The organism is Tsuneonella sp. HG222, from assembly GCF_053819185.1.
On sequence record NZ_JBSOQZ010000001.1, the window covers coordinates 479,900 to 503,459 of the forward strand.

31 protein-coding genes are annotated in these 23,560 nt (G+C 67.3%); 16 read left to right on the forward strand and 15 right to left on the reverse strand.

Features of this window, described 5'->3' with window-relative positions; translation table 11 throughout:
- Positions 1 to 6 precede the first annotated feature (6 nt).
- From ACWPMZ_RS02320 to ACWPMZ_RS02330, 3 genes are read right to left on the reverse strand one after another with little or no spacing between them, the layout of a single operon-like run.
- Positions 7 to 408, reverse strand: a complete 402-nt coding sequence (locus tag ACWPMZ_RS02320; protein ID WP_455704152.1) for an acyl-CoA thioesterase — start codon at positions 406 to 408, stop codon at positions 7 to 9.
- Between the two features lie 32 nt (positions 409 to 440).
- Positions 441 to 1,586 carry a M14 family metallopeptidase gene (locus ACWPMZ_RS02325; RefSeq protein ID WP_455702402.1) on the reverse strand — a complete coding sequence of 382 codons (1,146 nt, stop codon included), beginning with the start codon at positions 1,584 to 1,586 and terminating at the stop codon, positions 441 to 443.
- Positions 1,583 to 2,179: a DUF4136 domain-containing protein gene (locus ACWPMZ_RS02330; protein ID WP_455702403.1), complete on the reverse strand. Its 597-nt coding sequence runs from the start codon at positions 2,177 to 2,179 to the stop codon at positions 1,583 to 1,585. Before ACWPMZ_RS02330 ends, ACWPMZ_RS02325 begins: the two co-directional genes overlap by 4 nt.
- A 110-nt stretch (positions 2,180 to 2,289) precedes the next feature.
- Between ACWPMZ_RS02330 and galE the strand changes: the two genes are divergently transcribed.
- The 3 genes from galE (at position 2,290) to ACWPMZ_RS02345 (ending at position 4,213) form a co-directional block, all read left to right on the forward strand.
- Positions 2,290 to 3,291 (forward strand): UDP-glucose 4-epimerase GalE, encoded by a 1,002-nt coding sequence (gene galE, locus ACWPMZ_RS02335; RefSeq protein WP_455702404.1) that lies wholly within the window; start codon positions 2,290 to 2,292, stop codon positions 3,289 to 3,291.
- Between the two features lie 97 nt (positions 3,292 to 3,388).
- The gene (gene ykgO, locus ACWPMZ_RS02340; protein WP_033920696.1) at positions 3,389 to 3,514 is read left to right on the forward strand and encodes a type B 50S ribosomal protein L36; all 126 of its coding nucleotides are present in this window, start codon (positions 3,389 to 3,391) and stop codon (positions 3,512 to 3,514) included.
- Between the two features lie 84 nt (positions 3,515 to 3,598).
- On the forward strand, positions 3,599 to 4,213 hold the full coding sequence (locus ACWPMZ_RS02345; protein ID WP_455702405.1) for an HAD family hydrolase: 615 nt from the start codon (positions 3,599 to 3,601) through the stop codon (positions 4,211 to 4,213).
- Positions 4,214 to 4,286: 73 nt separating this feature from the next.
- Here the strand turns inward: ACWPMZ_RS02345 and ACWPMZ_RS02350 are convergent, their stop codons facing one another.
- Positions 4,287 to 4,598 carry a CC_3452 family protein gene (locus ACWPMZ_RS02350; RefSeq protein ID WP_455702406.1) on the reverse strand — a complete coding sequence of 104 codons (312 nt, stop codon included), beginning with the start codon at positions 4,596 to 4,598 and terminating at the stop codon, positions 4,287 to 4,289.
- Positions 4,599 to 4,747: 149 nt separating this feature from the next.
- Between ACWPMZ_RS02350 and ACWPMZ_RS02355 the strand changes: the two genes are divergently transcribed.
- Both ACWPMZ_RS02355 and ACWPMZ_RS02360 read left to right on the forward strand, forming a co-directional pair.
- Positions 4,748 to 5,233, forward strand: a complete 486-nt coding sequence (locus ACWPMZ_RS02355; RefSeq protein ID WP_455702407.1) for a winged helix-turn-helix transcriptional regulator — start codon at positions 4,748 to 4,750, stop codon at positions 5,231 to 5,233.
- 47 nt (positions 5,234 to 5,280) lie between these two features.
- Positions 5,281 to 5,553 (forward strand): hypothetical protein, encoded by a 273-nt coding sequence (locus ACWPMZ_RS02360; RefSeq protein ID WP_455702408.1) that lies wholly within the window; start codon positions 5,281 to 5,283, stop codon positions 5,551 to 5,553.
- Here the strand turns inward: ACWPMZ_RS02360 and ACWPMZ_RS02365 are convergent.
- Complete coding sequence (locus tag ACWPMZ_RS02365) at positions 5,550 to 5,795, reverse strand: twin-arginine translocase TatA/TatE family subunit (RefSeq protein ID WP_455702409.1); 246 nt, start codon at positions 5,793 to 5,795, stop codon at positions 5,550 to 5,552. The genes ACWPMZ_RS02360 and ACWPMZ_RS02365 overlap by 4 nt on opposite strands.
- Before the next feature lie 105 nt (positions 5,796 to 5,900).
- Between ACWPMZ_RS02365 and ACWPMZ_RS02370 the strand changes: the two genes are divergently transcribed.
- Positions 5,901 to 7,400 carry a hypothetical protein gene (locus tag ACWPMZ_RS02370; RefSeq protein ID WP_455702410.1) on the forward strand — a complete coding sequence of 500 codons (1,500 nt, stop codon included), beginning with the start codon at positions 5,901 to 5,903 and terminating at the stop codon, positions 7,398 to 7,400.
- A 4-nt stretch (positions 7,401 to 7,404) separates the two neighbouring features.
- Here ACWPMZ_RS02370 and ACWPMZ_RS02375 read toward each other — a convergent pair whose 3' ends face one another.
- Positions 7,405 to 7,752 carry a response regulator gene (locus tag ACWPMZ_RS02375; RefSeq protein WP_455702411.1) on the reverse strand — a complete coding sequence of 116 codons (348 nt, stop codon included), beginning with the start codon at positions 7,750 to 7,752 and terminating at the stop codon, positions 7,405 to 7,407.
- A 70-nt stretch (positions 7,753 to 7,822) separates the two neighbouring features.
- Positions 7,823 to 9,331 carry a YifB family Mg chelatase-like AAA ATPase gene (locus ACWPMZ_RS02380; protein ID WP_455702412.1) on the reverse strand — a complete coding sequence of 503 codons (1,509 nt, stop codon included), beginning with the start codon at positions 9,329 to 9,331 and terminating at the stop codon, positions 7,823 to 7,825.
- Between the two features lie 124 nt (positions 9,332 to 9,455).
- Here ACWPMZ_RS02380 and ACWPMZ_RS02385 point away from each other — a divergent pair, with 124 nt between their 5' ends.
- From ACWPMZ_RS02385 to yihA, 6 genes are all read left to right on the forward strand, one after another.
- A complete protein-coding gene (locus ACWPMZ_RS02385; protein WP_455702413.1) occupies positions 9,456 to 10,178 on the forward strand; it encodes an alpha/beta hydrolase in 723 nt (240 codons plus the stop codon).
- 68 nt (positions 10,179 to 10,246) lie between these two features.
- Complete coding sequence (rpmH, locus tag ACWPMZ_RS02390; RefSeq protein WP_160745420.1) at positions 10,247 to 10,381, forward strand: 50S ribosomal protein L34; 135 nt, start codon at positions 10,247 to 10,249, stop codon at positions 10,379 to 10,381.
- A 143-nt stretch (positions 10,382 to 10,524) separates the two neighbouring features.
- Entirely contained in the window at positions 10,525 to 10,890 is a 366-nt protein-coding gene (rnpA, locus tag ACWPMZ_RS02395) for a ribonuclease P protein component (RefSeq protein WP_455702414.1), read from the forward strand.
- Positions 10,887 to 11,096, forward strand: coding sequence for a membrane protein insertion efficiency factor YidD (gene yidD, locus ACWPMZ_RS02400; protein WP_455702415.1), 210 nt, complete (start codon positions 10,887 to 10,889; stop codon positions 11,094 to 11,096). Before rnpA ends, yidD begins: the two co-directional genes overlap by 4 nt.
- 69 nt (positions 11,097 to 11,165) lie before the next feature.
- On the forward strand, positions 11,166 to 12,935 hold the full coding sequence (yidC, locus tag ACWPMZ_RS02405) for a membrane protein insertase YidC (RefSeq protein WP_455702416.1): 1,770 nt from the start codon (positions 11,166 to 11,168) through the stop codon (positions 12,933 to 12,935).
- A gap of 18 nt (positions 12,936 to 12,953) precedes the next feature.
- Complete coding sequence (gene yihA, locus ACWPMZ_RS02410) at positions 12,954 to 13,592, forward strand: ribosome biogenesis GTP-binding protein YihA/YsxC (protein ID WP_455702417.1); 639 nt, start codon at positions 12,954 to 12,956, stop codon at positions 13,590 to 13,592.
- Between the two features lie 104 nt (positions 13,593 to 13,696).
- Here yihA and ACWPMZ_RS02415 read toward each other — a convergent pair whose 3' ends face one another.
- Both ACWPMZ_RS02415 and ACWPMZ_RS02420 read right to left on the reverse strand, forming a co-directional pair.
- Positions 13,697 to 14,464 carry a hypothetical protein gene (locus ACWPMZ_RS02415; RefSeq protein WP_455702418.1) on the reverse strand — a complete coding sequence of 256 codons (768 nt, stop codon included), beginning with the start codon at positions 14,462 to 14,464 and terminating at the stop codon, positions 13,697 to 13,699.
- Positions 14,464 to 14,844, reverse strand: coding sequence for a DUF6152 family protein (locus tag ACWPMZ_RS02420; protein WP_455702419.1), 381 nt, complete (start codon positions 14,842 to 14,844; stop codon positions 14,464 to 14,466). The genes ACWPMZ_RS02415 and ACWPMZ_RS02420 overlap by 1 nt, the downstream gene beginning before the upstream one ends.
- A 162-nt stretch (positions 14,845 to 15,006) precedes the next feature.
- On the opposite strand from ACWPMZ_RS02420, the gene ACWPMZ_RS02425 reads away from it, so the two are divergent.
- The 3 genes from ACWPMZ_RS02425 to ACWPMZ_RS02435 are packed head-to-tail and all read left to right on the forward strand — an operon-like array spanning position 15,007 to position 18,157.
- The gene (locus ACWPMZ_RS02425) at positions 15,007 to 15,669 is read left to right on the forward strand and encodes a glutathione S-transferase family protein (protein ID WP_455702420.1); all 663 of its coding nucleotides are present in this window, start codon (positions 15,007 to 15,009) and stop codon (positions 15,667 to 15,669) included.
- 1 nt (position 15,670) lies between these two features.
- On the forward strand, positions 15,671 to 16,783 hold the full coding sequence (dapE, locus tag ACWPMZ_RS02430; RefSeq protein WP_455702421.1) for a succinyl-diaminopimelate desuccinylase: 1,113 nt from the start codon (positions 15,671 to 15,673) through the stop codon (positions 16,781 to 16,783).
- A gap of 42 nt (positions 16,784 to 16,825) precedes the next feature.
- Complete coding sequence (locus ACWPMZ_RS02435; protein ID WP_455702422.1) at positions 16,826 to 18,157, forward strand: dicarboxylate/amino acid:cation symporter; 1,332 nt, start codon at positions 16,826 to 16,828, stop codon at positions 18,155 to 18,157.
- Here ACWPMZ_RS02435 and ACWPMZ_RS02440 read toward each other — a convergent pair.
- The 3 genes from ACWPMZ_RS02440 to dapB are packed head-to-tail and all read right to left on the reverse strand — an operon-like array spanning position 18,154 to position 19,999.
- The gene (locus ACWPMZ_RS02440) at positions 18,154 to 18,543 is read right to left on the reverse strand and encodes a hypothetical protein (protein WP_455702423.1); all 390 of its coding nucleotides are present in this window, start codon (positions 18,541 to 18,543) and stop codon (positions 18,154 to 18,156) included. The two genes, ACWPMZ_RS02435 and ACWPMZ_RS02440, sit on opposite strands and share 4 nt — an antisense overlap.
- A 21-nt stretch (positions 18,544 to 18,564) precedes the next feature.
- The gene (nth, locus tag ACWPMZ_RS02445) at positions 18,565 to 19,260 is read right to left on the reverse strand and encodes an endonuclease III (RefSeq protein WP_455702424.1); all 696 of its coding nucleotides are present in this window, start codon (positions 19,258 to 19,260) and stop codon (positions 18,565 to 18,567) included.
- Between the two features lie 10 nt (positions 19,261 to 19,270).
- Positions 19,271 to 19,999, reverse strand: a complete 729-nt coding sequence (gene dapB / locus ACWPMZ_RS02450; protein ID WP_455702425.1) for a 4-hydroxy-tetrahydrodipicolinate reductase — start codon at positions 19,997 to 19,999, stop codon at positions 19,271 to 19,273.
- An 80-nt stretch (positions 20,000 to 20,079) separates the two neighbouring features.
- On the opposite strand from dapB, the gene ACWPMZ_RS02455 reads away from it, so the two are divergent.
- Positions 20,080 to 20,784 carry an NAD-dependent deacylase gene (locus ACWPMZ_RS02455; protein ID WP_455702426.1) on the forward strand — a complete coding sequence of 235 codons (705 nt, stop codon included), beginning with the start codon at positions 20,080 to 20,082 and terminating at the stop codon, positions 20,782 to 20,784.
- Positions 20,785 to 20,799: 15 nt separating this feature from the next.
- Here the strand turns inward: ACWPMZ_RS02455 and ACWPMZ_RS02460 are convergent, their stop codons facing one another.
- The 3 genes from ACWPMZ_RS02460 to dnaA form a co-directional block, all read right to left on the reverse strand.
- Positions 20,800 to 21,138 (reverse strand): hypothetical protein, encoded by a 339-nt coding sequence (locus tag ACWPMZ_RS02460; protein WP_455702427.1) that lies wholly within the window; start codon positions 21,136 to 21,138, stop codon positions 20,800 to 20,802.
- 28 nt (positions 21,139 to 21,166) lie between these two features.
- Positions 21,167 to 21,940, reverse strand: coding sequence for a HesA/MoeB/ThiF family protein (locus tag ACWPMZ_RS02465; RefSeq protein ID WP_455702428.1), 774 nt, complete (start codon positions 21,938 to 21,940; stop codon positions 21,167 to 21,169).
- 97 nt (positions 21,941 to 22,037) lie between these two features.
- Positions 22,038 to 23,447, reverse strand: a complete 1,410-nt coding sequence (gene dnaA / locus ACWPMZ_RS02470; RefSeq protein ID WP_455702429.1) for a chromosomal replication initiator protein DnaA — start codon at positions 23,445 to 23,447, stop codon at positions 22,038 to 22,040.
- Between the last annotated feature and the right edge of the window lie 113 nt (positions 23,448 to 23,560).

Genomic DNA, 23,560 nt, shown 5'->3' on the forward strand with positions numbered 1-23,560 from the left:
AGCGCTTCAGCGCGCGCGCATGAAGCGCTCGACGACCTCGCTGGCGAGGCGGGCAGGGCGGCGCGTCTCGGCATCGATCGAACACCAGGTGGAGCGGACTTCGGCAATGATCTCCTCGCCCCGGCGGACCAGCGTTTCGTAGGTCGCGCGCACGCCCTGGACCTTTTCCAGCACCACGTGCGCCACGACGTCGTCGCCCAGGAAAGCCGGGCGGCGATAGGTGATCTCGTGCTTGAGCGCGACCCACAGGTGCCGCGCCACCGCCTCGACCGGGGCGAGCGTGCGCCAGTGATCGATCACCGCGTCCTGCACCCAGGCGAGATAGCGCGAGTTGTTGACGTGGCCCATGAAGTCGATGTCGCCGGGCTGGATGGCGATCGGATAGAGGTGCGGATTGCTCACAGAGATGTAAGTAGCGCGTCCGTGGTGCAATGCAATGACTACCGGCCCTCGGCCTCGAGCCATTCGACCAGGCTGGCCAGGCAATCGCGTGCCAGCAGCTTGCAGCGCTCGGGGCTCCAGCCTTGCTCCGGATCGGGCAGGTCGGCATTGTCCTTGAACGGCATTTCGAGCGTCATCGAACAGGCGCCGAAGCGTTCGGCTAGCTGGTTCGTGCTCATCGTCAGGTTGGCCTTGCCCGCGGGCGCCACGCCATATCCCTTGGCGGTCTGGAAGTCCGGGCTGCGGCGGGCGAGGATCGCCTTGAAGCGGTCGTAGCGCGCCTGCAGCGGTTCGCTCCACGACGGGATACCCTCGAACCCGGCGAGGAAGTTGGCGGCGATCGCTTCGTCGCCATGGACGTCCATCGCGAAATCGACCCCGGTCTCGTCCATCGCGTTGCGGATCGCGAGCACCTCGGGCGAGCGCTCGGCCGTCGGCTCGTGCCATTCGCGGTTGAGATTCGCCCCGCAGGCGTTGGTCCGCAGGTTTCCGCGCCGGCTTCCGTCGGGGTTGCAGTTGGGAACGAGATGCAGTGTGCATTTGTCGCGCAGGGTTCGCCCGACCGGGTCCGCAGGATCGGTCAGGCAGTCGAGCGCACCCTCCATCCACCACTCCGCCATCGATTCGCCGGGATGCTGGCGGGCGTAGAGCCAGACCGTGGTGGGCCCTTCGCCCATCTCGAGGCAGTCGATCGCCTGCCCGTCGAGCGAGAGGCCGAGTGTGCGGTGGCCCACGCCGTCACATTCCGCGGCTTGGGCGACGAGATCGTGATGCCGCTCCATCGAATAGGGTGCGAAATAGGCGAACCAGGCGATATCGCTGTCGGGCGCGTAGCGGATCGTCAGCGTGCCGCCGTCCTCTGCGGGATCGTACTCCGACGCCGCGCGGCCCCAGTACTCGCGGTCCTCGGACACGCAGGCATCGTAATCGGTCCAGCCACCGGGATAGGCACTCTTGTTCAGGTCGCCGATCTTGAGCACCAGCTCGCGGCCCGCCGCACCGGAGACGCGGAAGTGGAACCACTGGTAGAAATCGGACTGGCTGTCCTTGCGAATCCGCAGCCTGGCCGTGGTGCCGGACGTGGAGAGGACTTCGATATTGCCGCTGTCGAAGGCGGCGTTGATGCTGATGTCGCTGGTGCTCATCGCACCTCGATAGTCGCTCCGGATTCGCCGGGGAAGCCCGCGAACAGCGCCGCCGCCATCTTCTGGGCGGCCGCCTGTGCGGCGGCATACTGGCTGTTGGTGCTGGCGTTGAATTCCGCCCGGCCTTCCCACAGCGGCGCGTTGGTCGCCTTGTTACGGATCGTCACGCCCAGGCGGTTGGCGGTGACTTCGGGCGGCGGTCCGCTGAGGTCGATGCCGAGGCCCATGCCCACGCCCGAGCCGTAGGAGCCGGTCGATCCGCCGACACCCACGCTGACCGGGCCGCGGCGCCGTTCGGGCGTGTCGGTGAAGCGGTCGATCCGCACTTCGGCCACTTGCGGAGCATTTGCCCCCGCCGGGACGACGTTGTAGCCAAGGCGCGCCAGTTCGGCGCCGATCGCCCGCTCCCACTGGCTGAACTCGAGAGTTCCGCCGGTTGTGCCGGGGGCCGGCACGATGGCAATCGTGCCCTGCCCGAGCGGGGCCGGTTGCGGCGCGCTGAAGCGCGTTACCGAGACCGGCGAGACCACCGTCTGGGTACAGCCGGCAAGCGCGGCGAGCGCCGCGAGCGAAGCGAGGAAAGGCCTGGTCATGGGGTGCAAACGCCCGAAATGGTGGAAATTTCCCCTCGGAGATAGCGCGCCGCGCATGGCCCGGCGATTAACCGGATGACCGCGCACCGGGCGCTTGCTACGGCACCGGCATGAGCGACAAGGTCCCCGTTCTCGTCACCGGCGGCGCCGGCTATATCGGCAGCCACGCGGTGCTCGCACTGCAGGATGCGCACTGGCCGGTTGCGGTGATCGACAACCTGGTCACCGGCTTCCGCTTCGCCGTGCCCGAAGGGGTGCCGTTCTACGAGGGCGATATCGAGGATGCCGGGCTGCTGGCGCGGATCTTCGCCGAGCAGGGCACCCGCGCCGTCATGCACTTCGCCGGTTCGGTGGTGGTGCCGGAATCGGTCGAGAACCCGCTGAAATACTATCACAACAACACCGCCAAGACCCGCTCGCTGATCGACGCGGCGGTGGCCGCGGGCGTGCCGCATTTCATCTTTTCGAGCACGGCGGCGACCTACGGCATCCCGGAAACCTCGCCGGTGACCGAGGACAGCCCGCAACAGCCGATCAACCCCTACGGCTGGTCGAAGCTGATGACCGAACGCATGTTGACCGATGTCGCGGCGGCGCATCCGATGAACTTCTGCGCCCTGCGCTACTTCAACGTCGCCGGCGCCGATCCGGCCGCCCGCACCGGCCAGTCGACCGCGGGCGCGACCCACCTGATCAAGGTTGCGGTGGAGGCGGCGCTGGGCAAGCGCGAGCAGGTCGGGGTGTTCGGCACCGACTACGCCACCCCCGATGGAACCGGCGTGCGCGACTACATCCACGTCAGCGACCTGGCGGCGGCGCATGTACTGGCCGTGGAGGCGCTCATCGCGCAGCCGGCCCGTTCGCTGAAGATGAACTGCGGCTACGGGCGCGGGTTCTCGGTGATGGAGGTGCTCGACGCGGTCGACCGGATCACCAACCGGAAGATCGACCGGCGGATCGAAGGCCGCCGCGCGGGCGACCCCGATTCGTTGGTGTCCGACAACCGGCTCATCAAGGCGACCCTGCCGTGGGAGCCGAAATACGACGATCTCGACACCATCGTCGACCATGCCCTGGCATGGGAGCGCAGGCTGACCGAATTGCGCGGCTGATGCTTGACTTCGCGGGCGCCGATACGTAACGGCGCGCCTTGCAATTCCGGCATCGGGGGCCCACTCCGGTGCCGAAGTTATTTTTGGAAGACATGTCATGAAGATCGTCAACAGCCTCAAGTCGCTCAAGGGCCGCCACCGGGACAACCGCGTGATCCGTCGCCGCGGCCGGGTCTACGTGATCAACAAGACCAACCGTCGCTTCAAGGCCCGCCAGGGCTGATGCCGGCCGCGCCGCGATTCGTTCGCGGCCGCGAAGAGATGGTCGAAAGCGCATGGGGCCTCCGAGAGTTCGGGGGCCTTTTGCATGTCTGATGCGCCCAAAGCCGTCGTGTTCGATGTCGGGCGGGTGCTGTTCGACTGGAACCTGCGCTACCTGTTCGAGAAGCTGATCGCCGACCGGGACGAGCTCGAGCAGTTCGTCGGCGAAGTCCTGACCGAGGAATGGCACTTCCAGAGCGACGGCGGCCGTCCGCTGTCCGAGATGGTGCCGGAGTTCGAGGCGCGCCATCCCGAGCATGCGCACCTCGTTCGCGCCTATTGCGACCGGTTCAACGAGACGATCGACCGTCCGATCCACGGGACCCACGCGCTGGTCCGGCGGCTCCACGCGGCCGGCGTGCCGCTTTACGCGCTGACCAACTTCGGCGCCGAATTCTTCGCCGGCTTTCGCCCGACCGAACCGATCTTCGAGCTGTTTCGCGACATCGTGGTCTCCGGCGAGGAGAAGGTCGCCAAGCCCGATCCGGCCATCTACGCGATCTGCGAGGAGCGCTTCGGCCACCCGCCGGGAGAGCTGCTGTTCGTCGACGACAATCCGGCCAACGTCGCGGCTGCCCGCGCGCGCGGCTGGCAGGCCCACCTGTTCATCGACCCCGGCATGTTGCAGACGGAGCTGCAGGCGAGGTCCCTGCTCACATGAAGAATCCCCCGCACCTTGGAAGGCGCGGGGGGCCGGATGCGATGTCGTGCAGCCCCGTCAAAAGGCGGCGCGATCAGCCGTTGCAGCGCGCAAGGTCTTCGGCGCCCATCTCCTGCCCGGCGACCATGAACTTCGTCACCGCGGCGGTTTCGCCGGCCAGCTTCCTGCAGACGATGACCGGGCGGGAGGTGTTCTTGGGCGCCGTGCACTCGGTGCCGCTGCAGTTCCACAAGATGCCACCGGCAATGACTTTTGCTTCCCCGGCCGGGGCCGAGAGTTCCGCACGGTAGTAAGGGCCGGCTTCGCGCGAGACAGCGAGCGCGGGGGCAGCGGTCGCCGTGAGCGCGGCGGCGGCAATGGCGAAAGCGGCGAGCGGACGGTTCATCGAAGGTCTCCTGCGAAAGGGTTGCCTTGTGCAACCAGTTTCGATTCGCTACCTACCATATGAGTTTCACATTGCAACCGGCTTATCCATCCAGATTGCGACCTTTCCCGGCGTGGTCTACGTCGGAGCTGGAGAGTGGAAGGGCGCCGATGGGCCACCTGCATGAAAATTTGCGCGAGATCGTCGAATGCGGCCTGCCCGGCGCGCTCGAGGTAATCGGCGACAAGTGGAGTTTCATGATCCTTCGCGCCGGCTTCAACGGCTTCAAGCATTTCGACAGTTTTCAGGCTGAACTGGGCATCGCCCGCAACATCCTCTCCAACCGGCTGCAGAAGCTGGTCGAGAACGGGATTTTCAAGCGCGAGCCGTGCGAGGACGACAAGCGCAAGATCGAATATCGCCTCACGGAAAAGGCGATCGACCTGCTGCCTGCCATGATCGCGCTGCGCCAATGGGGCGAGAAATACACCAGCAAGGTGCCGCCCAACCTCGTCCTGGTCGATTCGCGTGACCGCAAACCGATCGAACCCGTGCGCCTCCATGCCCATGACGGGCGCCCCCTGGTCTACTCCGATCTCGACTGGGAGGAAGCCGGCGGGAAGGGGCGGCCTGACCTGCCCGAGGACACCTGCTGAGCGAACGGGAGCAGCCGCCCCGAACACCTGACGGCCGCTACATCGTCGTGCGCGGCCGGCTGTGGCGCGCCAGCAATCCGCATCTGTCGGCCGACGAGCGCAGCGGCCTCGTTGCCGAGCTCATGAGCGCCCGGCGAGCCGTGCGCGATGCGAAGGGCGATCCGGCGGCGCTCGCTGCCGCGCGAAAGAGGGTCGAAGCGGCCAAGGTGGCGCTGGGCGAACGCGGCGCCCCGTGGTGGACAGACGGTGCGCCGGACTGGAACCGCCACCTGGCGAAGAACACACCTTATGCGTCGTGGTGGCAGACGGCGGAAGGTTAGTCCGCCTTCGTTTCGGGCGCCTTCTCCGTCTGGTCGAGAGTGACCTTGCCCGGCGGGGCGATCTCGGGATTCTTCGAAGCGAGTTCGCGTTCGCGGTTCTCGTCTTCGTCCTTCATGCCCTTCTTGAATTCCTTCACGCCCTTGCCGAAGTCGCCCATCGTCTCCGACAGTTTCCCCCGGCCGAACAGGACGAGCACGACGAGGGCCACGACCACCCAGTGCCAGAGCGAAAACGAACCCATCTAACCAGACCTTTCCATTGCCTTGCAGGGTATCTAGCACCTCGTTGCCCCCGATTGAAGGGCGGTGCCATCTGCGGTTAACCCGGGGCGATGCAAGGCGAAAGCATGGATCAGAGCAATAACACGACCCGGCGCGGCGCTTTCGGCGTCGTTGCCGCAGGGGCCATGGCCCCGGCCGCAGTGGCCGCGCAGGTCGCCGGCCCCGTCGTTTCGGCTGCCCAGGCCGGGCTAACCGGGCGTTACGGCGAAGATGCCACGCAGCGGCTGCAGGACCTTTTCGACAGCGCGCCGCCCGGCGCGACGATCGATTTCGCCGCCGGGATGGACGAAGGCGGGGACTACCGCGTCACCCGCACGCTCGTGATCCGCAAGCCTTTGAGCCTGCGGGGGCAAAACTCGCGCATCGTCGGGGTGATGGGCAGCGCCGCCACCGACCTGCTGCGCTACGCGCCGACGGCAGAAATGCGCGGCGTTGTCGTGGAAGGTCTGCGGCTGGGCTTCAACGGCCCGGGCCGCGACGCACTGGTGTTCGATGGCGGCGACATCGGCGTCATCGGCAATCTGGTGTCGCGCTGCTCGATCGACGGCGGCAACGCGGGCCATGCGATCCGCCTTGCCGGGCGGGGCAACCACTTCAATTCGGTGCGCGACTGCACCCTTGTCGGCAACAGTGCGCGCGACGGAGCGGTGCTGATCGAAAGCGTCGACGGCAACTCGCTCGAAAACAACGTCATCTCGGGGCAGGGCGCCGGAGTCCGGCTGCGCCTGGTGCCAGGCTCCTACAAGTCCTCGATCGTCGGCGGGGCGATCATCTCGCGCGACATGGGCGTGCACATCGTTGCCGGCCAGCAGGTCGACATCGAGCGCGTCCAGTTCGAGCAGGGCCGCGGCAACGCTGGCGGCGATGGCAACCAGGCTCGCTACCCCTCGCACCTCGTGATCGAAGGATCGGGCCGCTATCCCAACGGCGAGGAAGTGCGCGACATCCGCATCCATGCCTGCAACTTCGGATCGGGCAGCAACCAGGCCTGCGCGATCACCCTGGCCGGCAACGCGCGCGACATCCTGATCGACGAGAACTACTTCAATTCGATCGGCACCGAGAAGCTCGACATCGCGATCCGATCGGCCAGCGTGGTGGGTACGCGCATCGGACCCAACAACCGGGTCGGCGGCGAGCGCGAAGGGGTGCGGCGGGGCCAGGCGAATGCGCTGGACCCCAAGGACCTGTTCTACGTGCTCGATCGCGGGACCGGCACCTACGGCTCCTACAAGGACGGCGCGGCGCTGAGCCTCGCATCCGGCTGGCAGGCCCTGCCGGGCTTCGCGTTCTGGAAGATGGCCGGCGATATCCTGCATTTTCGTTCCGCCTTGCGGGCAGGCGCGGGCGCAGGCGAGTTGATCGGCACCTTGCCGCCCGGCTTCCGTCCGCGCAGCGATATCCGCCTGCTGGTCCCGACGGAGGGCAGCGAGACGGCGACCCTGGCCGTCGCGCCCAGCGGCCGGATCACGGTCCGCTCGGCACCGCAGGGGGCGACGCTCTATCTCGACCAGATAGCGCTGCCCGTGAACGGCGGCGCGGAATTCGTTTCCGGGCTCTACTAGGGCTTCACGACAGCAGCCGGTCGATTGCGCCGACAAGCTCGCGAATGGTCACCGGCTTGGCGAGAAAGTCGCCCGCCCCGGCCTCGCGGATGCGCGCCTCCTCCTGCCGTCCGACATAAGCCGTCACTGCCAGGACGGGTATGGCCTGGAGCCGCGCGTCCGCCTTGATCCGCTCGATCAGTTCGAGCCCCGACACATTGGGCAGGTTGATGTCCATGATCACCAGATCGGGCGCGTAGTCGTGAGCGCGGTCGATCATGTCCGCCCCGTCGCCGACTTCGGCGATATCGTAGCCCTCGCGGCGCAACACCTCGCAATAGAACATGCGATTGAGCACGTCGTCTTCGACCACAAGAATTCGCGCGGACATCCGGCAGCAACGGCCCCGATCGCGATCGGTGCCCTGAAGTCTTGCGGGAATCTTACGCGCGCGGCGCCACGCGACGATAGCTGAGCGCCTCGGCGACGTGGATTCGGCCGACCTGCTCGGCCCCCGCCATATCGGCGATCGTGCGTGCCACGCGCAGCATCCGGGTGTAGCCGCGAGCCGAAAGCCGCATCGCCTCGGCCGCCTGCATCAGCAGCTTGCGGCCCGGCTCGTCGGGCGTGGCGAACGATTCCAGAGCTTCGCCGTCGAGCTCCGCATTGGTCCGCGCGCCGGTCTCGTCGCTACGGTCGGTCTGGATTGCCCGGGCGGCGGCGACGCGTGCGGCCACCTCGGCGCTGCCTTCGGACGGCGGGGGCAGCGCCAGGTCTGCCGCGCTGACGGGATCGACCTCCACGTGCAGATCGATCCGGTCGAGCAGCGGGCCGGAGACCTTGCTCTGGTAGTCGGCCGCGCAGCGCGGTGCGCGCGAACAGGCCAGCGCCGGATCGCCCAGGTGCCCGCAGCGGCACGGGTTCATCGCCGCAACCAGCTGGACGCGCGCGGGGAAGGTCACATGGGCATTGGCCCGCGCCACGCTGACCTCCCCGGTCTCGAGCGGCTGGCGCAGCGAATCGAGCACCGCGCGCTGGAATTCGGGCAGTTCGTCGAGGAACAGGATGCCGAGGTGCGCCAGGCTGACTTCGCCGGGCTTCACCTTCAGCCCGCCGCCCGTCAGTGCCGCGATCGAGGCCGAATGGTGCGGATCGCGGAACGGCCGGCGGCGGCTGATCCGGCCCCCTTCGAGCAGCCCCGCGACCGACTGGACCATCGAAGCTTCCAGCGCCTCGGCCGGGGTCAGCGGCGGCAGGATGCCGGGCAAGCAGCTAGCCAACAGCGACTTGCCGGCGCCCGGCGGCCCGATCATCAGCAAGTTGTGCCCGCCCGCCGCGGCGATCTCCAGCGCGCGCTTGGCGACCTCCTGCCCCTTGACCTGCCGCAGGTCGGGCCCGTGCGCGGGTTCGTCGACCTCGCCGGTTTCGGGGACGGGTAGCGTCTGCGATCCCTTGAGGTGGTTGAGCAGGCTGACCAGATCGGGCGCGGCGACGACGGGGATGCCGCTTGCCCACCGGGCCTCGGCCCCCTGCGCCGCGGGGCAGATCAGGCCCTTGTCCTGCGCGCTGGCATGGATTGCCGCGAGGAGGACGCCGGGGCTCGCCACCACGCGGCCGTCGAGCGAAAGCTCGCCCACGGCGATCCAGTCGCGCAGTTGTTCGGCATCGGTCACGCCCATCGCGGCCAGCAGAGCGAGCGCGATCGGCAGGTCGTAATGGCTGCCTTCCTTCGGCAAATCTGCCGGCGAGAGGTTGATCGTGATTCGCTTGGGCGGCAGCGCCAGGCCCATCGCGGCCAGCGCCGCCTGCACCCGCTCGCGGCTTTCGCCCACGGCCTTGTCGGGCAGGCCCACCACGGCGAAGCGGGGCAGCCCGGCGGCCACCTGGCACTGCACTTCCACCGTGCGCGCTTCCAGCCCGAGATAGGCAACCGTTTGAACGAGTGCGACCAAGCATCCCCCTTGATGGCCCAATCCATAACGGCGCCGCCTCGCTTGTCGAGGGGCCTCTGGTGAATCGCGCGGCAACCCTTTTCCTTCACCTGCGAATCATGCGGGCGGGCGAGAGTACCTGCCCATGCGCCGGACATCCGCCATCCTCGTGCTCCTCGCCGCGCTCGGCGCCGCGCCCGTCCAGGCCGGACAAGGCGTCGTCGTCGAGGTCGAGGAATGGGTCGAGATCGGCGGTCAGCGTTTCGTCGAGGCTCCTGCGGCCGGGGCGGAGCGCGGCGCGCTCTCCGCTTACGGCCCGTTCCGCGTGCTGGACGATCGAACGGCAGCGCTGGTCGGGACGACCGACCATGCCAGCCCGGCCCAGTTCGCCGCCATGCTGCGGGATTACCCGGAGCTCGCCCGGCTCGAGATGCTCGAATGCGCCGGGACCGAGGACGATCTGGCCAACCTGCGGCTGGGCCGCATGATTCGCTCCGCCGGGCTCGCCACCCACGTCCCGGCGGGGGGATCGGTCCGCTCGGGCGGGGTCGAGCTGTTCCTCGCCGGAGTGACGCGCGAGGCGGCCGACGGCGCCGAATTCGCCGTCCACGCCTGGGAGGACGAGGACGGACGCCAGGCCTCGGATTTCGCGCTCGGCGCGCCGCAGAACGCGAAATACCTGGCCTATTACCGCGATATGGGCATGAGCGAGCGCCAGGCGCGGGCGTTCTATGCCATGACCAATGCCACGCCGTTCGAAAGCGCGCGCTGGATGGGCGGTGCGGAAATGCGCCGCTGGATCGGGCAGGAGCAGGATCGTCCGGCCCCGGCCATCGCCTATCTTGACTTGAACCTCGCTCTCAACTAACCGCGCCGCCAGAGACATGAAGGCCGCCTTCACCGGCGGCCGTTTTTATTGATTCACGGGAACTCACCATGAAGCGCACTTTTCAGCCGAGCAACCTCGTGCGCAGCCGTCGCCACGGCTTCCGCGCCCGCAAGGCCACCGTCGGCGGCCGCAAGGTCCTGCGCGCCCGACGCGCGCGTGGCCGCAAGAAGCTGAGCGCCTGAGGCACTTGCCTGCCGAATCCGCCGATGCGGATTCGGCCCCCGGCACCGACCCCTGTCGCACACTCGGTGGACCCCGCGGACTCCTGTCCGCGCGTGCGAGCCGCTAGTCGCAGGCCGAATCGGCGTCTACACCTCCTCCCGTCATGAGCGCGCCGCTCTCCGTCATCCGCAAGCGGGCCGATTTCCTCGCCGCCAACCGGGGCCTGCGCAACGCACGGCCGGGGTTCGTCCTGCTGACGCGGGCGAACGAAGGCGCGGGCAAGCGCTTCGGCATCACGGTGACCAAGAAGATCGGCAACGCCGTCGTGCGCAACAGGATGAAGCGCCGCTTTCGCGAACTGCTGCGCGACGCGCTTCCCGCCGAGGGCCTGCCCGACACCGACCATGTCCTGATCGGCCGCGAGGGCGGGGTGGAGCGCGATTTCGCCCGGCTGCGGGAGGAATTGTCCCGCGCCCTGGCCAAGGCGCGCGAAGGCAAGGGCGATCCGCCGCGCAGGCGGCGGGCATGAAACAGGTTTTCATCCTCATCGCCCGCGGCTGGCAGCTGGGGCCGAGCCGTGTGCTGCCGCCGTCGTGCCGCTTCCAGCCATCGTGTTCGCAGTACGCCATCGACGCCTTGTCGAAACACGGCGCGATCAAGGGTGGATGGATGGCTTTCAAGCGTATATTGCGCTGCAACCCTTGGGGGGGTCACGGGCACGATCCGGTGCCTTAGGCCGATGCCTTAAGCCGGCGCCTCGGGCCGGTCCCGTGACCGGCCGCATTCGTTAATCAGGGATCTTTCGTGAACAACCAGCGCAATCTCATCCTTGCCGTCGTGCTGAGCATGGTGCTCCTGTTCGGGTGGGACTTCGCCATGAACCGGCTCTATCCGCGACCCGAGCAGCCGGTCGCGACGGCCGAGCAGCCGGTGGCCGCGGGCGACGCGCCGACCGTGCGGCGGACGCGCGAAGGCGGGCTGACCGACGCGGCCGACATTGCGCTCGAGAAGAAGGACCTCGACACGGAACTGGCCACCGCCAGCCGGGTGAAGATCGACGCGCCAGAGGTTGCCGGATCGATCAACCCGGTCGGCGCGCGGATCGACGACCTGTCGCTCAAGTCGCACCGCCAGGCGGTCGACAGGAATTCGGGCCCGGTGCGGCTGTTCTCGCCCGCGGGCACTCCTGCGCAGCAATTCGCCCAGTTCGGCTGGGTCGGAGAAGGCGTCACGCTTCCCGATGCGCGAACCGTGTGGCAGGCCAGCGGCGGACCGCTGGCGCCCGGCAAGCCGGTCCTGCTGCGGTGGGACAACGGTCAGGGCCAGCGCTTTGCGATCGAGCTCTCGATCGACGATCGCTATATGATCACGGCCAAGCAGACGATGGCCAACACCGGCACCGGCCCGGTCATCGCGCAGCCTTTCGCCTTCATCAACCGCACCAGCCGCACGGCCAGCCAGGACACTTGGAACGTCCATTCGGGCCCGATCGGCGAGTTCGGCGGGGCGGTGAATTTCGACAGCGATTACGACGACGTCGTCGAATCGCGCCGGGTCACGCCGGCCGGGGCGCCGGGCTGGCTCGGCTTCACCGACATTTACTGGCTGTCCGCCCTGGTCCCGCAGGACGGGGTCTCGGCCAGCGCCGATTTCCGCGCGCTCGACGCCGAGCATTTCCGCGCCGACCTGATCTACGATCCGGTCACCGTCGCGCCCGGCCAGCAGCTCACCCGCGCCACGCGCATGTTCGCCGGCGCGAAGGAAACCGACGTACTCGACGACTACGAGGCGGCCGGCATCGACAAGTTCGGCCTGGCGATCGACTGGGGTTGGTTCCGCTGGTTCGAGAAGCCGATCTTCTGGTTGCTCAAGACGCTGTACGACGCAGTCGGCAACTTCGGCGTGGCGATCATGCTGCTGACGCTGATCATCCGCCTGGTCATGTTCCCGATCGCCCAAAAGCAGTTCGCCAGCATGGCGGCGATGCGCGCAGTACAGCCGAAGATGAAGGCGCTGCAGGAACGCTACAAGGACGACAAGCCCAAGCTCCAGCAGGAGATGGCCAAGCTCTATCGCGACGAGAAGATCAACCCGCTCGCCGGATGCCTGCCGATCTTCATACAGATCCCGATCTTCTTCGCGCTCTACAAGGTGCTGCTGCTGGCGATCGAAATGCGCCACAAGCCTTTCGCGCTGTGGATCGACGATCTCTCGGTGCCCGATCCGGCCCATTTCCTGAACCTGTTCGGCCTGCTCGATTTTGCCGTGCCCAGCTTCCTGGCGCTCGGCCCGCTGGCCCTGCTGCTCGGCATAACGATGTGGCTGACGTTCCGCCTCAACCCCACCGCGATGGACCCGGTGCAGCAGCAGATCTTCGCGATCATGCCGTGGATGATGATGTTCGTCATGGCCCCCTTTGCCGCCGGGTTGCTGCTCTACTGGATCACCTCCAACGTGCTCACGGTGGCGCAGCAAAGCTATCTTTATTCCAAGCATCCGCAGCTCAAGGCGCAGGCGGAGAAGGACAAGGCCGACAAGGCGCGGGCTGCCGAACGCGACAAGGCCCAGGGCTAGGCCCGGACGGGAACGGACATGGCTGCCGAAGAAAACCTTCTCGCCGAAGCGAACCGCCTGTTCTCGGGCCGGGTCGAATTCCTGCTGTCGGCCCCGCAGCTCAATTTCCTGCCCGAGCCGGAGGTGCCCGAGATCGCCTTCTGCGGACGATCGAACGTCGGGAAATCCTCGTTGCTCAATGCCCTGACCGGGCGCCGGGCGATCGCCCGTACGTCGGTGACGCCGGGGCGGACGCAGGAGCTGAATTTCTTCGAGGTCGGCGAACCCACCCAGTTCCGGCTGGTCGACATGCCGGGCTACGGCTTTGCCAAGGCGCCGGTGAAGGTGGTCGACAAGTGGAAGCAGCTCGTGCGCACTTACCTGCGCGGGCGCGCGGTGCTCAAGCGCACGCTGGTGCTCATCGATTCGCGGCACGGCCTCAAGCCGGTCGATACCGACATGATGACGATGCTCGACGAGAGCGCCGCGGTCTACCGATTGGTCCTGACCAAGGCCGACAAGGTCAAGGCGAGCGAACTTGCCGCAACCCTGGCGCAAGTCGAAGCGGCCGCGCGCAAGCACCCGGCCGCCCATCCGCACATCCACGTGACCAGTGCGGAAACGAAACTGGGCATCGACGAACTGCGGGCGGCGGTGCTGGCCGACGTGCGAATCTGACTTAGGCAGGGCGGGGCGAAGCCTCGTCCGCGGCTCGCACTGCTGGTGTCAGGCGGCAGATCAGCGGATCGCCGGGACTGCCGACGATCCGCTGAATCATTCGATCAATCGCCCGCGGGTTCAGTCGTCTCGACGGCTTCGGGCGCGTTCTCGCCCTGGTATTCGAGGGCGAAGGTCGGATCGCACTCGTACGGGCGGATGTAGTCGTTGCCGCGTCCCCAGCGGATATAGCGGGCGCCGCGGTTCTCCAGCATTTCGGGATCCTCGAACCACTGCACGCCCTCGAGTGTCTTGCCGTCGGCCGACAGCCGATAGCGTTCGATCATGTGGACGCTGTCCGAGTGATCGAGGCCGTTGTTGGTGATGGTCGATGCCGCCAGGTGCGTGGTGTCGATCACCAGTTCGTCGCCCTCCCAGTGGCCGATCGAATGGCCCATCTTGGAATGGGGTGCGTCCTCCCCCGGATGGCTGCGGCCGTCGGTGAAGATCAGGCGGTGCTGGTCGTAGTATTCGTAGCGGAACACGATCAGGCCCTGGGACTGGATGATCTCGAACGGGAACGGGCCCTGGACGGTGTAGACGATCGACTGCGGCAGGCACACGCGGGCGATGGTCATTTCGTCGGTCGGCTGCCAGCCCGCCGCCTTCTCGAGCGCCTTGGCGGTCAGCTTTAGGCCGCCATAGACTCCGCGCGGGAACTCGGCGGCCCCGGTATCGTCGAGCACGACGGTATCGGCCGGCAACCCGGCCTTGAGATCGTCGGGCATGTCGAACGAGCTGATCGGCGCGTTCCAGTATCCGCTCAGGTCGGCTTCGGCGTGGGCCGGGGTCGCTACGGCGAAAGCGGCCAGCGCCGCCAGCGCAAGGCGCATCAGCTCTGGTCCTGCCGACCGAAGGGCGCGTGGCCCACGGTCTTCCCGGCCGCATCCTTGACTTCCGACAGGCGCATGTAGGGCTTGCCGTCGCGCGCCGGCCAGCCGGTGATCGTCACCGTCTCGCCCGGCTTCACGCTCGTGCGCGTCCATCCCCTGCGGGTCAGGATGACGGGGGCATTGGTCTCGGCCCGCCAATGCTCGATCTTGCCGTCGGCCTTCTTCACGTCGAGCGCGATGGTCCCGTGCGGATTGGTGAACCTGAAAGCAGTGACGGTCCCGGTCACGGTGACGTTCTTGGACGGGTCGAAGAACACCGCGAACGAATGGTGCGCGACGGCTGCGGTCGAACACACCCCGAACACTGCTGTTAGTGCCACGATTAAGCGCTTCATTGACATCCTCTTTCGCCCGATTTTGACGGTCGCAATATACGCGCCGCCGCCATTAATCCAGCCTGTCTGCACGCAGCCGGGCCGTTCAGCCTCGACAGCGCTTGCCTGAATGCCTAGGGCGAAACGCGCGAAGAACAGGGCCCGCGCATGAAGCTTATCATCGGTAACAAGAACTATTCCAGCTGGTCGCTGCGCGGCTGGCTGGCGGCGAAGCAGTCGGGCCTCGCATTCGAGGAACTTACTGTCCACATCGACGGCGACGACTGGCAGGCGATGAAGCGTGCCGATGGCGAATTCCAACCAAGCGCCGGCAAGGTCCCGGTGCTGTGGGACGGCGAAACCGTGGTGTGGGATTCGCTCGCGATCATGGAATACCTGTCCGACAAGGTCGGGCGCGACCGCTTCTGGCCCAAGGACGACGCAGCTCGGGGGATGGCCCGGGCCTGTGTCGCGGAAATGCACTCCAGCTATCTCGCGCTGCGCCGCGAATGCCCGGTGAACATTCGCCGCCGGATCGAAGGGCACCAGATTAGCGACGCCGCGCGCGGCGATATCGTGCGCATCCTGCAGCTCTGGGCCGAGGCTCGCGCGCGCTTCGGGCGGGGCGGGCCCTTCCTGTTCGGCACCTTCGGCGCCGCGGACGTGTTCTACGCGCCCGTCGTCAGCCGCTTCGTCACCTACGGCATCGGCGTCCCGGGCTTCGCGCAGGCCTATATGCAGGCGGTGTGGGAACACGAGTGGATGCAGCAATGGATTTCCGGCGCCGAGGCCGAGGAATGGACCATCAACCAGTTCGAGGTGGCTGCCTGACGTGAGCCGCGCGCTCGACAATGCGCTGGCCCTGATGGCCTGCGAGAGCGTGACCCCGGCGCGCGGGCCGGTGTTCGATGCGCTCGAGGGCGTTCTGGCGCCGCTGGGGTTCGACTGCCGCCGCTTCGTGAAGGAAGGGGTCGAGAACTGCCTCGCCATCCGGCGCGGGCCCGAGGGGGCGCGGCATTTCGCCTTTGCCGGTCACGTCGATGTCGTGCCGCCGGGCGAGGGGTGGGCGAGCGCAGCCTTCGCCCCCGAAATCCGCGGCGAACTGCTCTACGGCCGCGGAGCGGTCGACATGAAAGGCGCGGTCGCGGCCTTTGCCGCGGCGGCGGCGGACATCCCGGTGTCGGCCGGCACGCTCAGCCTGATCATCACCGGCGACGAGGAGGGCGAGGCGCTCCACGGCACACGCGCGCTGATCGACCTGATGCGCGAGACCGGCGACATTCCCGACCTGTGCCTCGTGGGCGAGCCGACCTCGGTCAATCGCCTGGGCGACATGATCAAGATCGGCCGCCGGGGCTCCATCAACGTGTGGATCGAGGTCGAGGGCGTGCAGGGCCACGTCGCCTATCCGCACCTGGCCGACAATCCGGTCACGAAGCTGGTCGCCATGCTGGCCGAACTCGACGCTCTGGTGCTCGATCAGGGGACCGACTGGATGCAGCCCAGCAACCTGGAGATCACCGATCTCGAGGTGGGCAACCCGGCGCACAACGTGATCCCCGCCAGGGCGAAGGCCCGCATCTCGATCCGCTTCAACGACCTGCACAGCGGGGCGAGCCTGGCGGACCTCGTCGACGAGGTTGCCCGGCGCCACGGCGGCACGACCCGCCCGGTCATCTCCGGAGAGCCCTTTCTCACTCCGCCGGGCCGGTTCCAGCAGATCGTCGCGGCGGCGGTGCAGGCGGAAACGGGCATCGAGCCCGAACCTTCGACGAGCGGGGGCACGTCGGATGCGCGTTTCCTGAAGGAGATCGTCCCGGTGATCGAGTTCGGGCTGGTCAACGCGACCATGCACAAGCGCGACGAGGCCGTGGCCGTGCCCGATCTCGACGCGCTCGCGCGGATCTACCGCCGTATCGCACTGGCGGCGTTGCAAGACGGCTGACATTGCTTCAACGTCGACCCTGAAAAACAGGGGACGCATTGCATGAACGACGCCAGCGAAATCGCCGCGGAAGCCGCGCCGATCGGGCAGGGCAAGCTGCAGTGGCGGATCCTGCTGGGCTTCGTGCTGGGGCTGGCGGGCGGTCTCCTGGCCTATACCTTTGCCGGGGGTGCGGCCTGGCTCGAAGCGGTCGTGACCTACGTCACCAATCCGCTCGGGCAGATCTTCCTGCGCTTGCTGTTCATGCTCGTCATCCCGCTGCTGTTCAGCGCGCTGGTCGTGGGTATCGCCGAGATGGGCGAGGTCCGCTCGCTCAAGAAGATCGGCATCCGCACGCTGGTCTACACCGTCGTGGTCAGCGGCATCGGCGTTGCGCTGTCGATCATGCTGGTGAACCTGCTCAAGCCGGGTGCGGGGGTGGACCGGGACGCTGCCCAGGATCTGCTGGCACAGGGCGCGCAGGGCGCCGCCGGCATCGTCGAGCGGTCGGGCGAGGCCAAAACCGGGGTCGAGGCCGTCCTCGGCCTGATCCCGACGAACGTGGTCGAGGCCATGGCCAGCAACGACATCCTGGCGATCATGGTCTTCGCGCTGATCTTCGGCATCGGCCTGCTGATGGTCCAGACCCAGCGGACCGAGACGCTGAAGGACGCCATCGAGGGCGTGTTCGAGGTGGCGATGAAGCTGATCGGCGCCGTCATCCAGCTCGCGCCGATCGCCATCTTCTGCTTCATGTTCAACCTGGCCGCCCAGTTCGGCTGGGAGCTGCTGTTCAAGCTGGCCGCCTATGTCGCGGTCGTCCTGCTTGCGCTGAGCCTGCAGATGTTCGGCGTCTTCCCGCTGCTGCTCAAGTTCGTCGCGGGCAAGAGCCCGATCGCTTTCTTCCGGGAAACGCGCGAGGCCAGCGTGATGGCCTTCAGCACGGCCAGCTCCAACGCCACCCTGCCGACCGCGCTGCGGGTGGCGGACACGGAGCTCAAGCTGCCGCGCAAGGTGGCGCGGTTCGTGCTGACCATCGGGGCGACCGCCAACCAGAACGGCACCGCCATGTTCGAAGGCGTGACCGTGTTGTTCCTCGCCCAGTTCTTCGGAGTCGACCTGACGCTGACCGACCAGATCTTCGTGATGCTGGTCTGCATCCTTGCAGGGATCGGGACGGCGGGCGTACCGGCGGGATCGCTGCCGGTGATTGCGCTGATCCTCGCCGGCGTGGGCGTCAATCCGGCGGGGATCGGGCTGATCCTGGGCGTCGACCGCTTCCTCGACATGTGCCGCACCACGCTCAACGTCATTGGCGATCTCGTCTGCGCGCAGGTCATCAGCGCCTTGAGCGCAGGCGACGAGGAGACGGCGGAGCGTAAGATCGGGTTCTAGTCGGCGCCCGGCTTGTTGATCCGGACCGGCAGGAATTCGCCCAGCCCGCAAGACGCGCCTTCCTGCCCGTCGGAATAGCGCACGCGGATCGTGTCCACGCTGCACAGCTGACCGGTCGTCGCATTGTAGCTGAACCGCTCTTCGAACCCCAGGCTCGGGCAGCGGTTGGGCAGCGTGTTGCGGTACGTTGTGTTGTCGATCATCTCGAAATCGATCGTGTAGTCGTCATGCACCCGCGTGGTGTCGATCCGGTTGACGGAAATGCACCGTTCGGCCGGACCCAGCGCCTGGATCGCCGGCCCCCGGCTGACGACAGGGGCGCTGTCGATCTGCTGCTGGCAGGCGGCCAGCGGGACAATGCACAGGATGGCGATGAGCGGCCGCATGGAAATCTCCCGCGGGGCCCGTCAGGAAACGACGGCGCCCGGCACGTGTCCAACGGGTCGTTTGGCCGGGCGTTCCTGCGGCTTAACCAGCACCTTATCCCTGAAGGCGCATTGCGCGACGACCGGGCAGCGCCAGCATTCGGGCGTGCGCGCCTTGCACACGTAGCGGCCGTGCAGGATCAGCCAGTGGTGCGCATGGCGGCGGAACGGGCCGGGGACGACCTTCTCCAGCTTGGCTTCGACAGCCTCGGGCGTCTTTCCCCGCGCAAGGCCGGTGCGGTTGGACACCCGGAATACGTGCGTGTCGACCGCGAAGGTCTCCTGCCCGAAGTGGCAGTTCAGCACGACATTGGCGGTCTTGCGGCCGACCCCGGGAAGGCGCGTCAGCGCATCGCGGTCGTTCGGCACCTCGCCGCCGAACTCGTCGATCAGCATCTGTGACAGCGCGATGACGTTCTTCGCCTTGGTATTGAACAGCCCGATGGTCTTGATGTGCTCCTTCAGGCCCTCTTCCCCCAGATCGAGCATTTGTTGCGGCGTCTCGACCTCGGCGAACAGCTTGCGGGTCGCCTTGTTGACGCCGACGTCGGTCGCCTGCGCCGACAGCGCGACGGCGACGACGAGCTGGTAGGCGTTGCCGTATTCAAGCTCGGTCACCGGGTCGGGATTGTCCTGCGCCAGCAGGCGGAAGAACTCGAAGATGTCGTCCCGCTTCATCGAGAGCGCGTCACAACCCCAGGACTTGCGCCATCGTGTAGCGGCCGGCGGGCTGGTCGATCAGCCAGGTCGCGCCGCGCACCGCGCCGTGGGCGAAGATCATGCGGTCCTCGGCACTGTGCGACAGGGTAATGCGCTCCTGCTCGCCGGCGAGGATCACCGAGTGGTCGCCCGCCACCGTTCCGCCGCGCAGCGAGGCGAACCCGATGGCGCCTTGCGCCCGCCGCCCCGTCTGCCCGTCACGACCGCGTTCGGAGTGATCCGGCAGCGCGATGCCGCGCCCCGCGGCGGCCGCTTCGCCCAGCAGCAGCGCGGTTCCGCTCGGCGCGTCGACCTTCATCCGGTGGTGCATTTCGACGATCTCGATATCCCAGTCCGGTCCCAGCCGGCTCGCCGCCTCGCGCACCAGGTGCGCCAGCAGGGTGACGCCGAGCGAGGTGTTGCCGGTCTGCAGGACGGGGATCGCTCCCGCCGCGGATTCGAGCTCGGCGTGATGGCGCTCCTCGAGGCCGGTCGTCCCGACCAGGATGGGCACGCCGGCACCGATCGCCGCATGGAGGTTGGACTGCAGCGCGCCGGGGGCGCTGAAATCGACCAGGACGTCGCTCGCGTCGGCAAGTCCGGCGACGTCCTCGCCCCGGTCGATCCCGCCGGCGAGCGTGTGGCCCGCGGCTTCGATCGCGCGAACCAGCGCGTGCCCCATGCGGCCTTCGCTGCCGATGATCCCGATGCGTGCCATTCGATCCTGTCTGCCTGCCGCTGCGCCAACCCGAGGCGAGCGGTGTTCCCGCCGCGCCGTTGCCACGCTACTTGAGGGCAATGGAAGATATTCGCAACATCGTCATCCTGACCGGGGCGGGGATCAGCGCCGAATCCGGGCTGCGAACGTTCCGCGCGGAGGACGGGCTATGGGAAGATCACCCGGTCGAGACAATTGCCACGCCGCAGGGCTTCCGCCGCGATCCCGACCTGGTCCAGCGCTTCTATGACGAGCGCCGCGCAGGCATCCTGGCGGCCCGGCCCAACCCGGCGCACGCCGCGCTCGCCCGGCTCGATGCGGCCTGGGAAGGGGACTTGCTGATCGTCACCCAGAACATCGACGACCTGCACGAGCGGGCCGGAGCGGCGCGCGTCCTGCACATGCACGGCGAGGGGCTGAGCGTGTGGTGCACGCAATGCGACGCACGCCATCGCTGGGAGGGCACGCTCAGGGACGGTCCGCCCTGTCCGGCATGCGGCGAGGTGGCGCTGCGGCCCGACATCGTCTGGTTCGGCGAGATGCCCTATCGCATGGACGAGATTTTCGCCGCGCTGTCCCGGGCCGATCTGTTCGTTTCGATCGGGACGAGCGGGGCGGTCTATCCGGCGGCGGGCTTCGTGCAGCAGGCCAGGCAGCACGGCGCGCGGACGCTCGAACTCAATCTCGAGCGGAGCCAGGGCTCGCAATGGTTCGACGAAACGCGGCTTGGCCCGGCGAGCGAGCTGGTGCCGCAATGGGTCACGGAAATGCTCGGGACAGGCTGAAGGCGCGCGCCCCGCCTATCGGCGCTTCTTGGCAATCGTTGCGGTGAAGTCGGGGTCCTTCTTCGCCACCCAGTCGACGAATTTTCGCACCGCTGGATTATCGAGCAAAGCCTGCACGTCCATGCCGTGGCGCTCGAGCTCCGAATTGGTGAAGTTGACGATCAGCGTCTGCTGACAAATCGGATGCATGGGCACCACGTCGCGTCCGCCCCGGCTCTTGGGGACCGGGTGATGCCATACCGTGGTCTTGCCCAGTTCGCGGCCGCACAGCCAGCAGGGGCCGGCGGGTGGCTGTTCGGCGGCCTCGTCCGGCGCCTCGTCCCGGTAGCCATGCTTGGAATGCTTGCGGGCCATGCCTTACCTCGGTTTCTGTCCGGCTCGGTTACTGACGGGCCTCATTGCCACAGCCCTTGCATGCCTGGTCCTTGGCAATGCGCATAGTGCGCATTCCCGGGCTCAGGCCGTCGAGGACATGGAGCCTGCTCCATTGCGGTTCCCCCATCTGCGGTTCGACGATCACCCTGATCGCCTGAAGCGCCGCGAAGGTCCCTGTCCAACCCGCCATTGCGCCCAGCATCCCGTCTTCCGCGCAGGTGTCGCAGTCCTCTGCGTCGAAAGCATCGCCGACGAAGCAGCGGTAACAGGCCTCGTCGGGCAGATGCCCGGCGAAGGCGCCTACCTGGCCCTGGAACCGCCCCACCGCAGCGCTCACCAGCGAGATGCCCAAGGCGACGCAGGCATCGGACACGGCCAGGCGGGTGGCGAAGTTGTCGCAGCCGTCGAGGACCAGGTCGGCACCGGCAATCCGCCCGGGGGCACTGGCCGCATCGACCCGCTCGAGCACGGCCTCGACCTCTAGCCCCGGATCGAAATCCTCGACCCAAGCCTTTGCACGGGCAGCCTTGAACTTGCCGATCGCATCCTCGGTGAAGATCGTCTGGCGCTGGAGATTGCTGGCATCGACGCGGTCGTCGTCCACCAGCGTCAGGCGGCCCACGCCCGCACCCGCAAGGTATTGCAGCGCCGGGCTGCCGATGCCGCCCACGCCGATCAGCACGACGTGCGCCTTGGCCAGCTTCGCCTGACCCGCGCCGCCGATTTCGGGCAAGACGATGTGCCGGGCGAAACGGTCGAGACGGTCGGGGGACAGGGCCATGCCGCTCCCTAGTGCGTCGCCGCCCTGTGCAAAAGCCTGCGCAGAACCCGCCGGCCAATTCCGGCAGATCCTGTGCAGATCATGCGGACAGGGGGGCTCAGCTTTCGAGCTGGCGCAGCAGGCTCCGCACGTCGCCGTCCATGTCGGCGTCGCGCTTCCTCAGGTCCTCGATCAGGCGGACCGCGTGGATCACCGTCGAGTGGTCCCGGCCGCCGAACTTGCGGCCGATCTCGGGATAGCTGCGCGGCGTCAGCACCTTTGCCAGGTACATCGCGACCTGCCGCGGACGGACCACGGCGCGGGCGCGGCGCTTGCTCGACATCTCCGAGCGGTCGACGCGGTAGAACTGGCAGACGGTGCGCTGGATCTCGTCGATCGTGATGCGCTTGCGGTTGGCCGAGAGGATGTCGGTCAGCTGCTCTTCGGCCAGCTGGAGCGAAACGTCCTGCCCGGTCAGCTGGGCATAGGCGATCAGCTTGTTGAGGCCACCGACGAGCTCGCGCACGTTGCGGTTGATCGTGCGGGCCAGGAACTCGATGACATCGGCCGGAACCGCCAGCGGCGCGAACCTGGTCAGCTTGGAATCGAGGATCGAGCGGCGCAGCTCGATGTCGGCTGGCTGGATATCGGCCACCAGACCCATGCTGAGGCGGCTGAGCAGGCGCGGTTCGACCCCGTCGAGCGCCTGGGGCGCGCGGTCGGCGGCGAACACCAGTCGCTTGCCCTCGGACAGCAGCGCGTCGATCGTGTAGAGCAGTTCCTCCTGCGCGGCAGCCTTGCCGATGATGAACTGGATGTCGTCGACCAGCAGCAGGTCGAAGGCGCGCAGGCGGGCCTTGAACTCCATCATCTCGTTCTGGCGCAGGGCCTGCACGAACTCGATCATGAAGCGTTCGGCGCTGCAGTAGAAGATGCGCGCACGCGGATGCGCCTGCAGATAGCTGTGGCCGATCGCGTGCAGCAGGTGCGTCTTGCCCTGGCCGGTCGCGGCCTTGAGATACAGCGGGCTGAACTGCGGCTGCTCGACCTTGCTCATCCGCTCGGCCGCATTGAACGCGAGCACGTTGGTGGTGCCGGTGACGAACGCCGCGAACGTCAGCGACGGGTCGAGCCCGACCGAGCTGGTGAAGCCATGTTCGCCGATCGAGGCCATCGCCATGCCGGGCACGGCGTCGTTCGCGGCGCGATGGCCGAAGCCGTCCTGCCCGCGCAGGTCGATGTCGGCCAGCTTGCGGCGCCCGGGGTGGACCGAGATCTTGACGTGGCGCACTTCGCCGCGGGCGATCTTCCACGCCAGCGACAACCGGTCATGGAAGCGGTCCTGCACCCAGCTGGCCGAAAACTCGGTCGGCAGGAACAGGTTCAGCGTGCCGGTGTCCTTGCAGAAGCTGCCGACCTGTATGGGTTTGATCCACTGGCTGTGAAGCTGATGGCCCAGATCCTTGCGCAGGCCCTGGCTGATGTCCGACCAGTCGGCTGCCAGGTCCGCTGCGTCCTGATCTTCCATTTCCAACACCTTGTCGCCCCCGACCGTTCCAGTTTGCTTGGTTCCGAATCCCCCGCGGATCATCTTTTCCGTCCCGTCCTTTTCATCACTGGAACCCCCTTTGGACGATTCGA

Excerpts from the sequence above, each read along its gene's own strand:
- ACWPMZ_RS02465 (WP_455702428.1), bottom strand. The coding sequence starts at position 21,940 with ATGGCCCTGTCCCCCGACCGTCTCGACCGTTTCGCCCGGCACATCGTC.
- dapB (WP_455702425.1), bottom strand. The coding sequence starts at position 19,999 with ATGGCACGCATCGGGATCATCGGCAGCGAAGGCCGCATGGGGCACGCG.
- rnpA (WP_455702414.1), top strand. The coding sequence starts at position 10,525 with ATGAGCGCGCCGCTCTCCGTCATCCGCAAGCGGGCCGATTTCCTCGCC.
- galE (WP_455702404.1), top strand. The coding sequence starts at position 2,290 with ATGAGCGACAAGGTCCCCGTTCTCGTCACCGGCGGCGCCGGCTATATC.
- nth (WP_455702424.1), bottom strand. The coding sequence starts at position 19,260 with ATGAAGCGGGACGACATCTTCGAGTTCTTCCGCCTGCTGGCGCAGGAC.
- ykgO (WP_033920696.1), top strand. The coding sequence starts at position 3,389 with ATGAAGATCGTCAACAGCCTCAAGTCGCTCAAGGGCCGCCACCGGGAC.
- ACWPMZ_RS02325 (WP_455702402.1), bottom strand. The coding sequence starts at position 1,586 with ATGAGCACCAGCGACATCAGCATCAACGCCGCCTTCGACAGCGGCAAT.
- ACWPMZ_RS02425 (WP_455702420.1), top strand. The coding sequence starts at position 15,007 with ATGAAGCTTATCATCGGTAACAAGAACTATTCCAGCTGGTCGCTGCGC.
- ACWPMZ_RS02350 (WP_455702406.1), bottom strand. The coding sequence starts at position 4,598 with ATGAACCGTCCGCTCGCCGCTTTCGCCATTGCCGCCGCCGCGCTCACG.
- ACWPMZ_RS02440 (WP_455702423.1), bottom strand. The coding sequence starts at position 18,543 with ATGCGGCCGCTCATCGCCATCCTGTGCATTGTCCCGCTGGCCGCCTGC.
- ACWPMZ_RS02355 (WP_455702407.1), top strand. The coding sequence starts at position 4,748 with ATGGGCCACCTGCATGAAAATTTGCGCGAGATCGTCGAATGCGGCCTG.
- ACWPMZ_RS02385 (WP_455702413.1), top strand. The coding sequence starts at position 9,456 with ATGCGCCGGACATCCGCCATCCTCGTGCTCCTCGCCGCGCTCGGCGCC.
- ACWPMZ_RS02455 (WP_455702426.1), top strand. The coding sequence starts at position 20,080 with ATGGAAGATATTCGCAACATCGTCATCCTGACCGGGGCGGGGATCAGC.
- ACWPMZ_RS02435 (WP_455702422.1), top strand. The coding sequence starts at position 16,826 with ATGAACGACGCCAGCGAAATCGCCGCGGAAGCCGCGCCGATCGGGCAG.
- ACWPMZ_RS02370 (WP_455702410.1), top strand. The coding sequence starts at position 5,901 with ATGGATCAGAGCAATAACACGACCCGGCGCGGCGCTTTCGGCGTCGTT.
- ACWPMZ_RS02460 (WP_455702427.1), bottom strand. The coding sequence starts at position 21,138 with ATGGCCCGCAAGCATTCCAAGCATGGCTACCGGGACGAGGCGCCGGAC.
- ACWPMZ_RS02365 (WP_455702409.1), bottom strand. The coding sequence starts at position 5,795 with ATGGGTTCGTTTTCGCTCTGGCACTGGGTGGTCGTGGCCCTCGTCGTG.
- yidD (WP_455702415.1), top strand. The coding sequence starts at position 10,887 with ATGAAACAGGTTTTCATCCTCATCGCCCGCGGCTGGCAGCTGGGGCCG.
- ACWPMZ_RS02330 (WP_455702403.1), bottom strand. The coding sequence starts at position 2,179 with ATGACCAGGCCTTTCCTCGCTTCGCTCGCGGCGCTCGCCGCGCTTGCC.
- dnaA (WP_455702429.1), bottom strand. The coding sequence starts at position 23,447 with ATGGAAGATCAGGACGCAGCGGACCTGGCAGCCGACTGGTCGGACATC.
- ACWPMZ_RS02415 (WP_455702418.1), bottom strand. The coding sequence starts at position 14,464 with ATGCGCCTTGCGCTGGCGGCGCTGGCCGCTTTCGCCGTAGCGACCCCG.
- yihA (WP_455702417.1), top strand. The coding sequence starts at position 12,954 with ATGGCTGCCGAAGAAAACCTTCTCGCCGAAGCGAACCGCCTGTTCTCG.
- rpmH (WP_160745420.1), top strand. The coding sequence starts at position 10,247 with ATGAAGCGCACTTTTCAGCCGAGCAACCTCGTGCGCAGCCGTCGCCAC.
- ACWPMZ_RS02345 (WP_455702405.1), top strand. The coding sequence starts at position 3,599 with ATGTCTGATGCGCCCAAAGCCGTCGTGTTCGATGTCGGGCGGGTGCTG.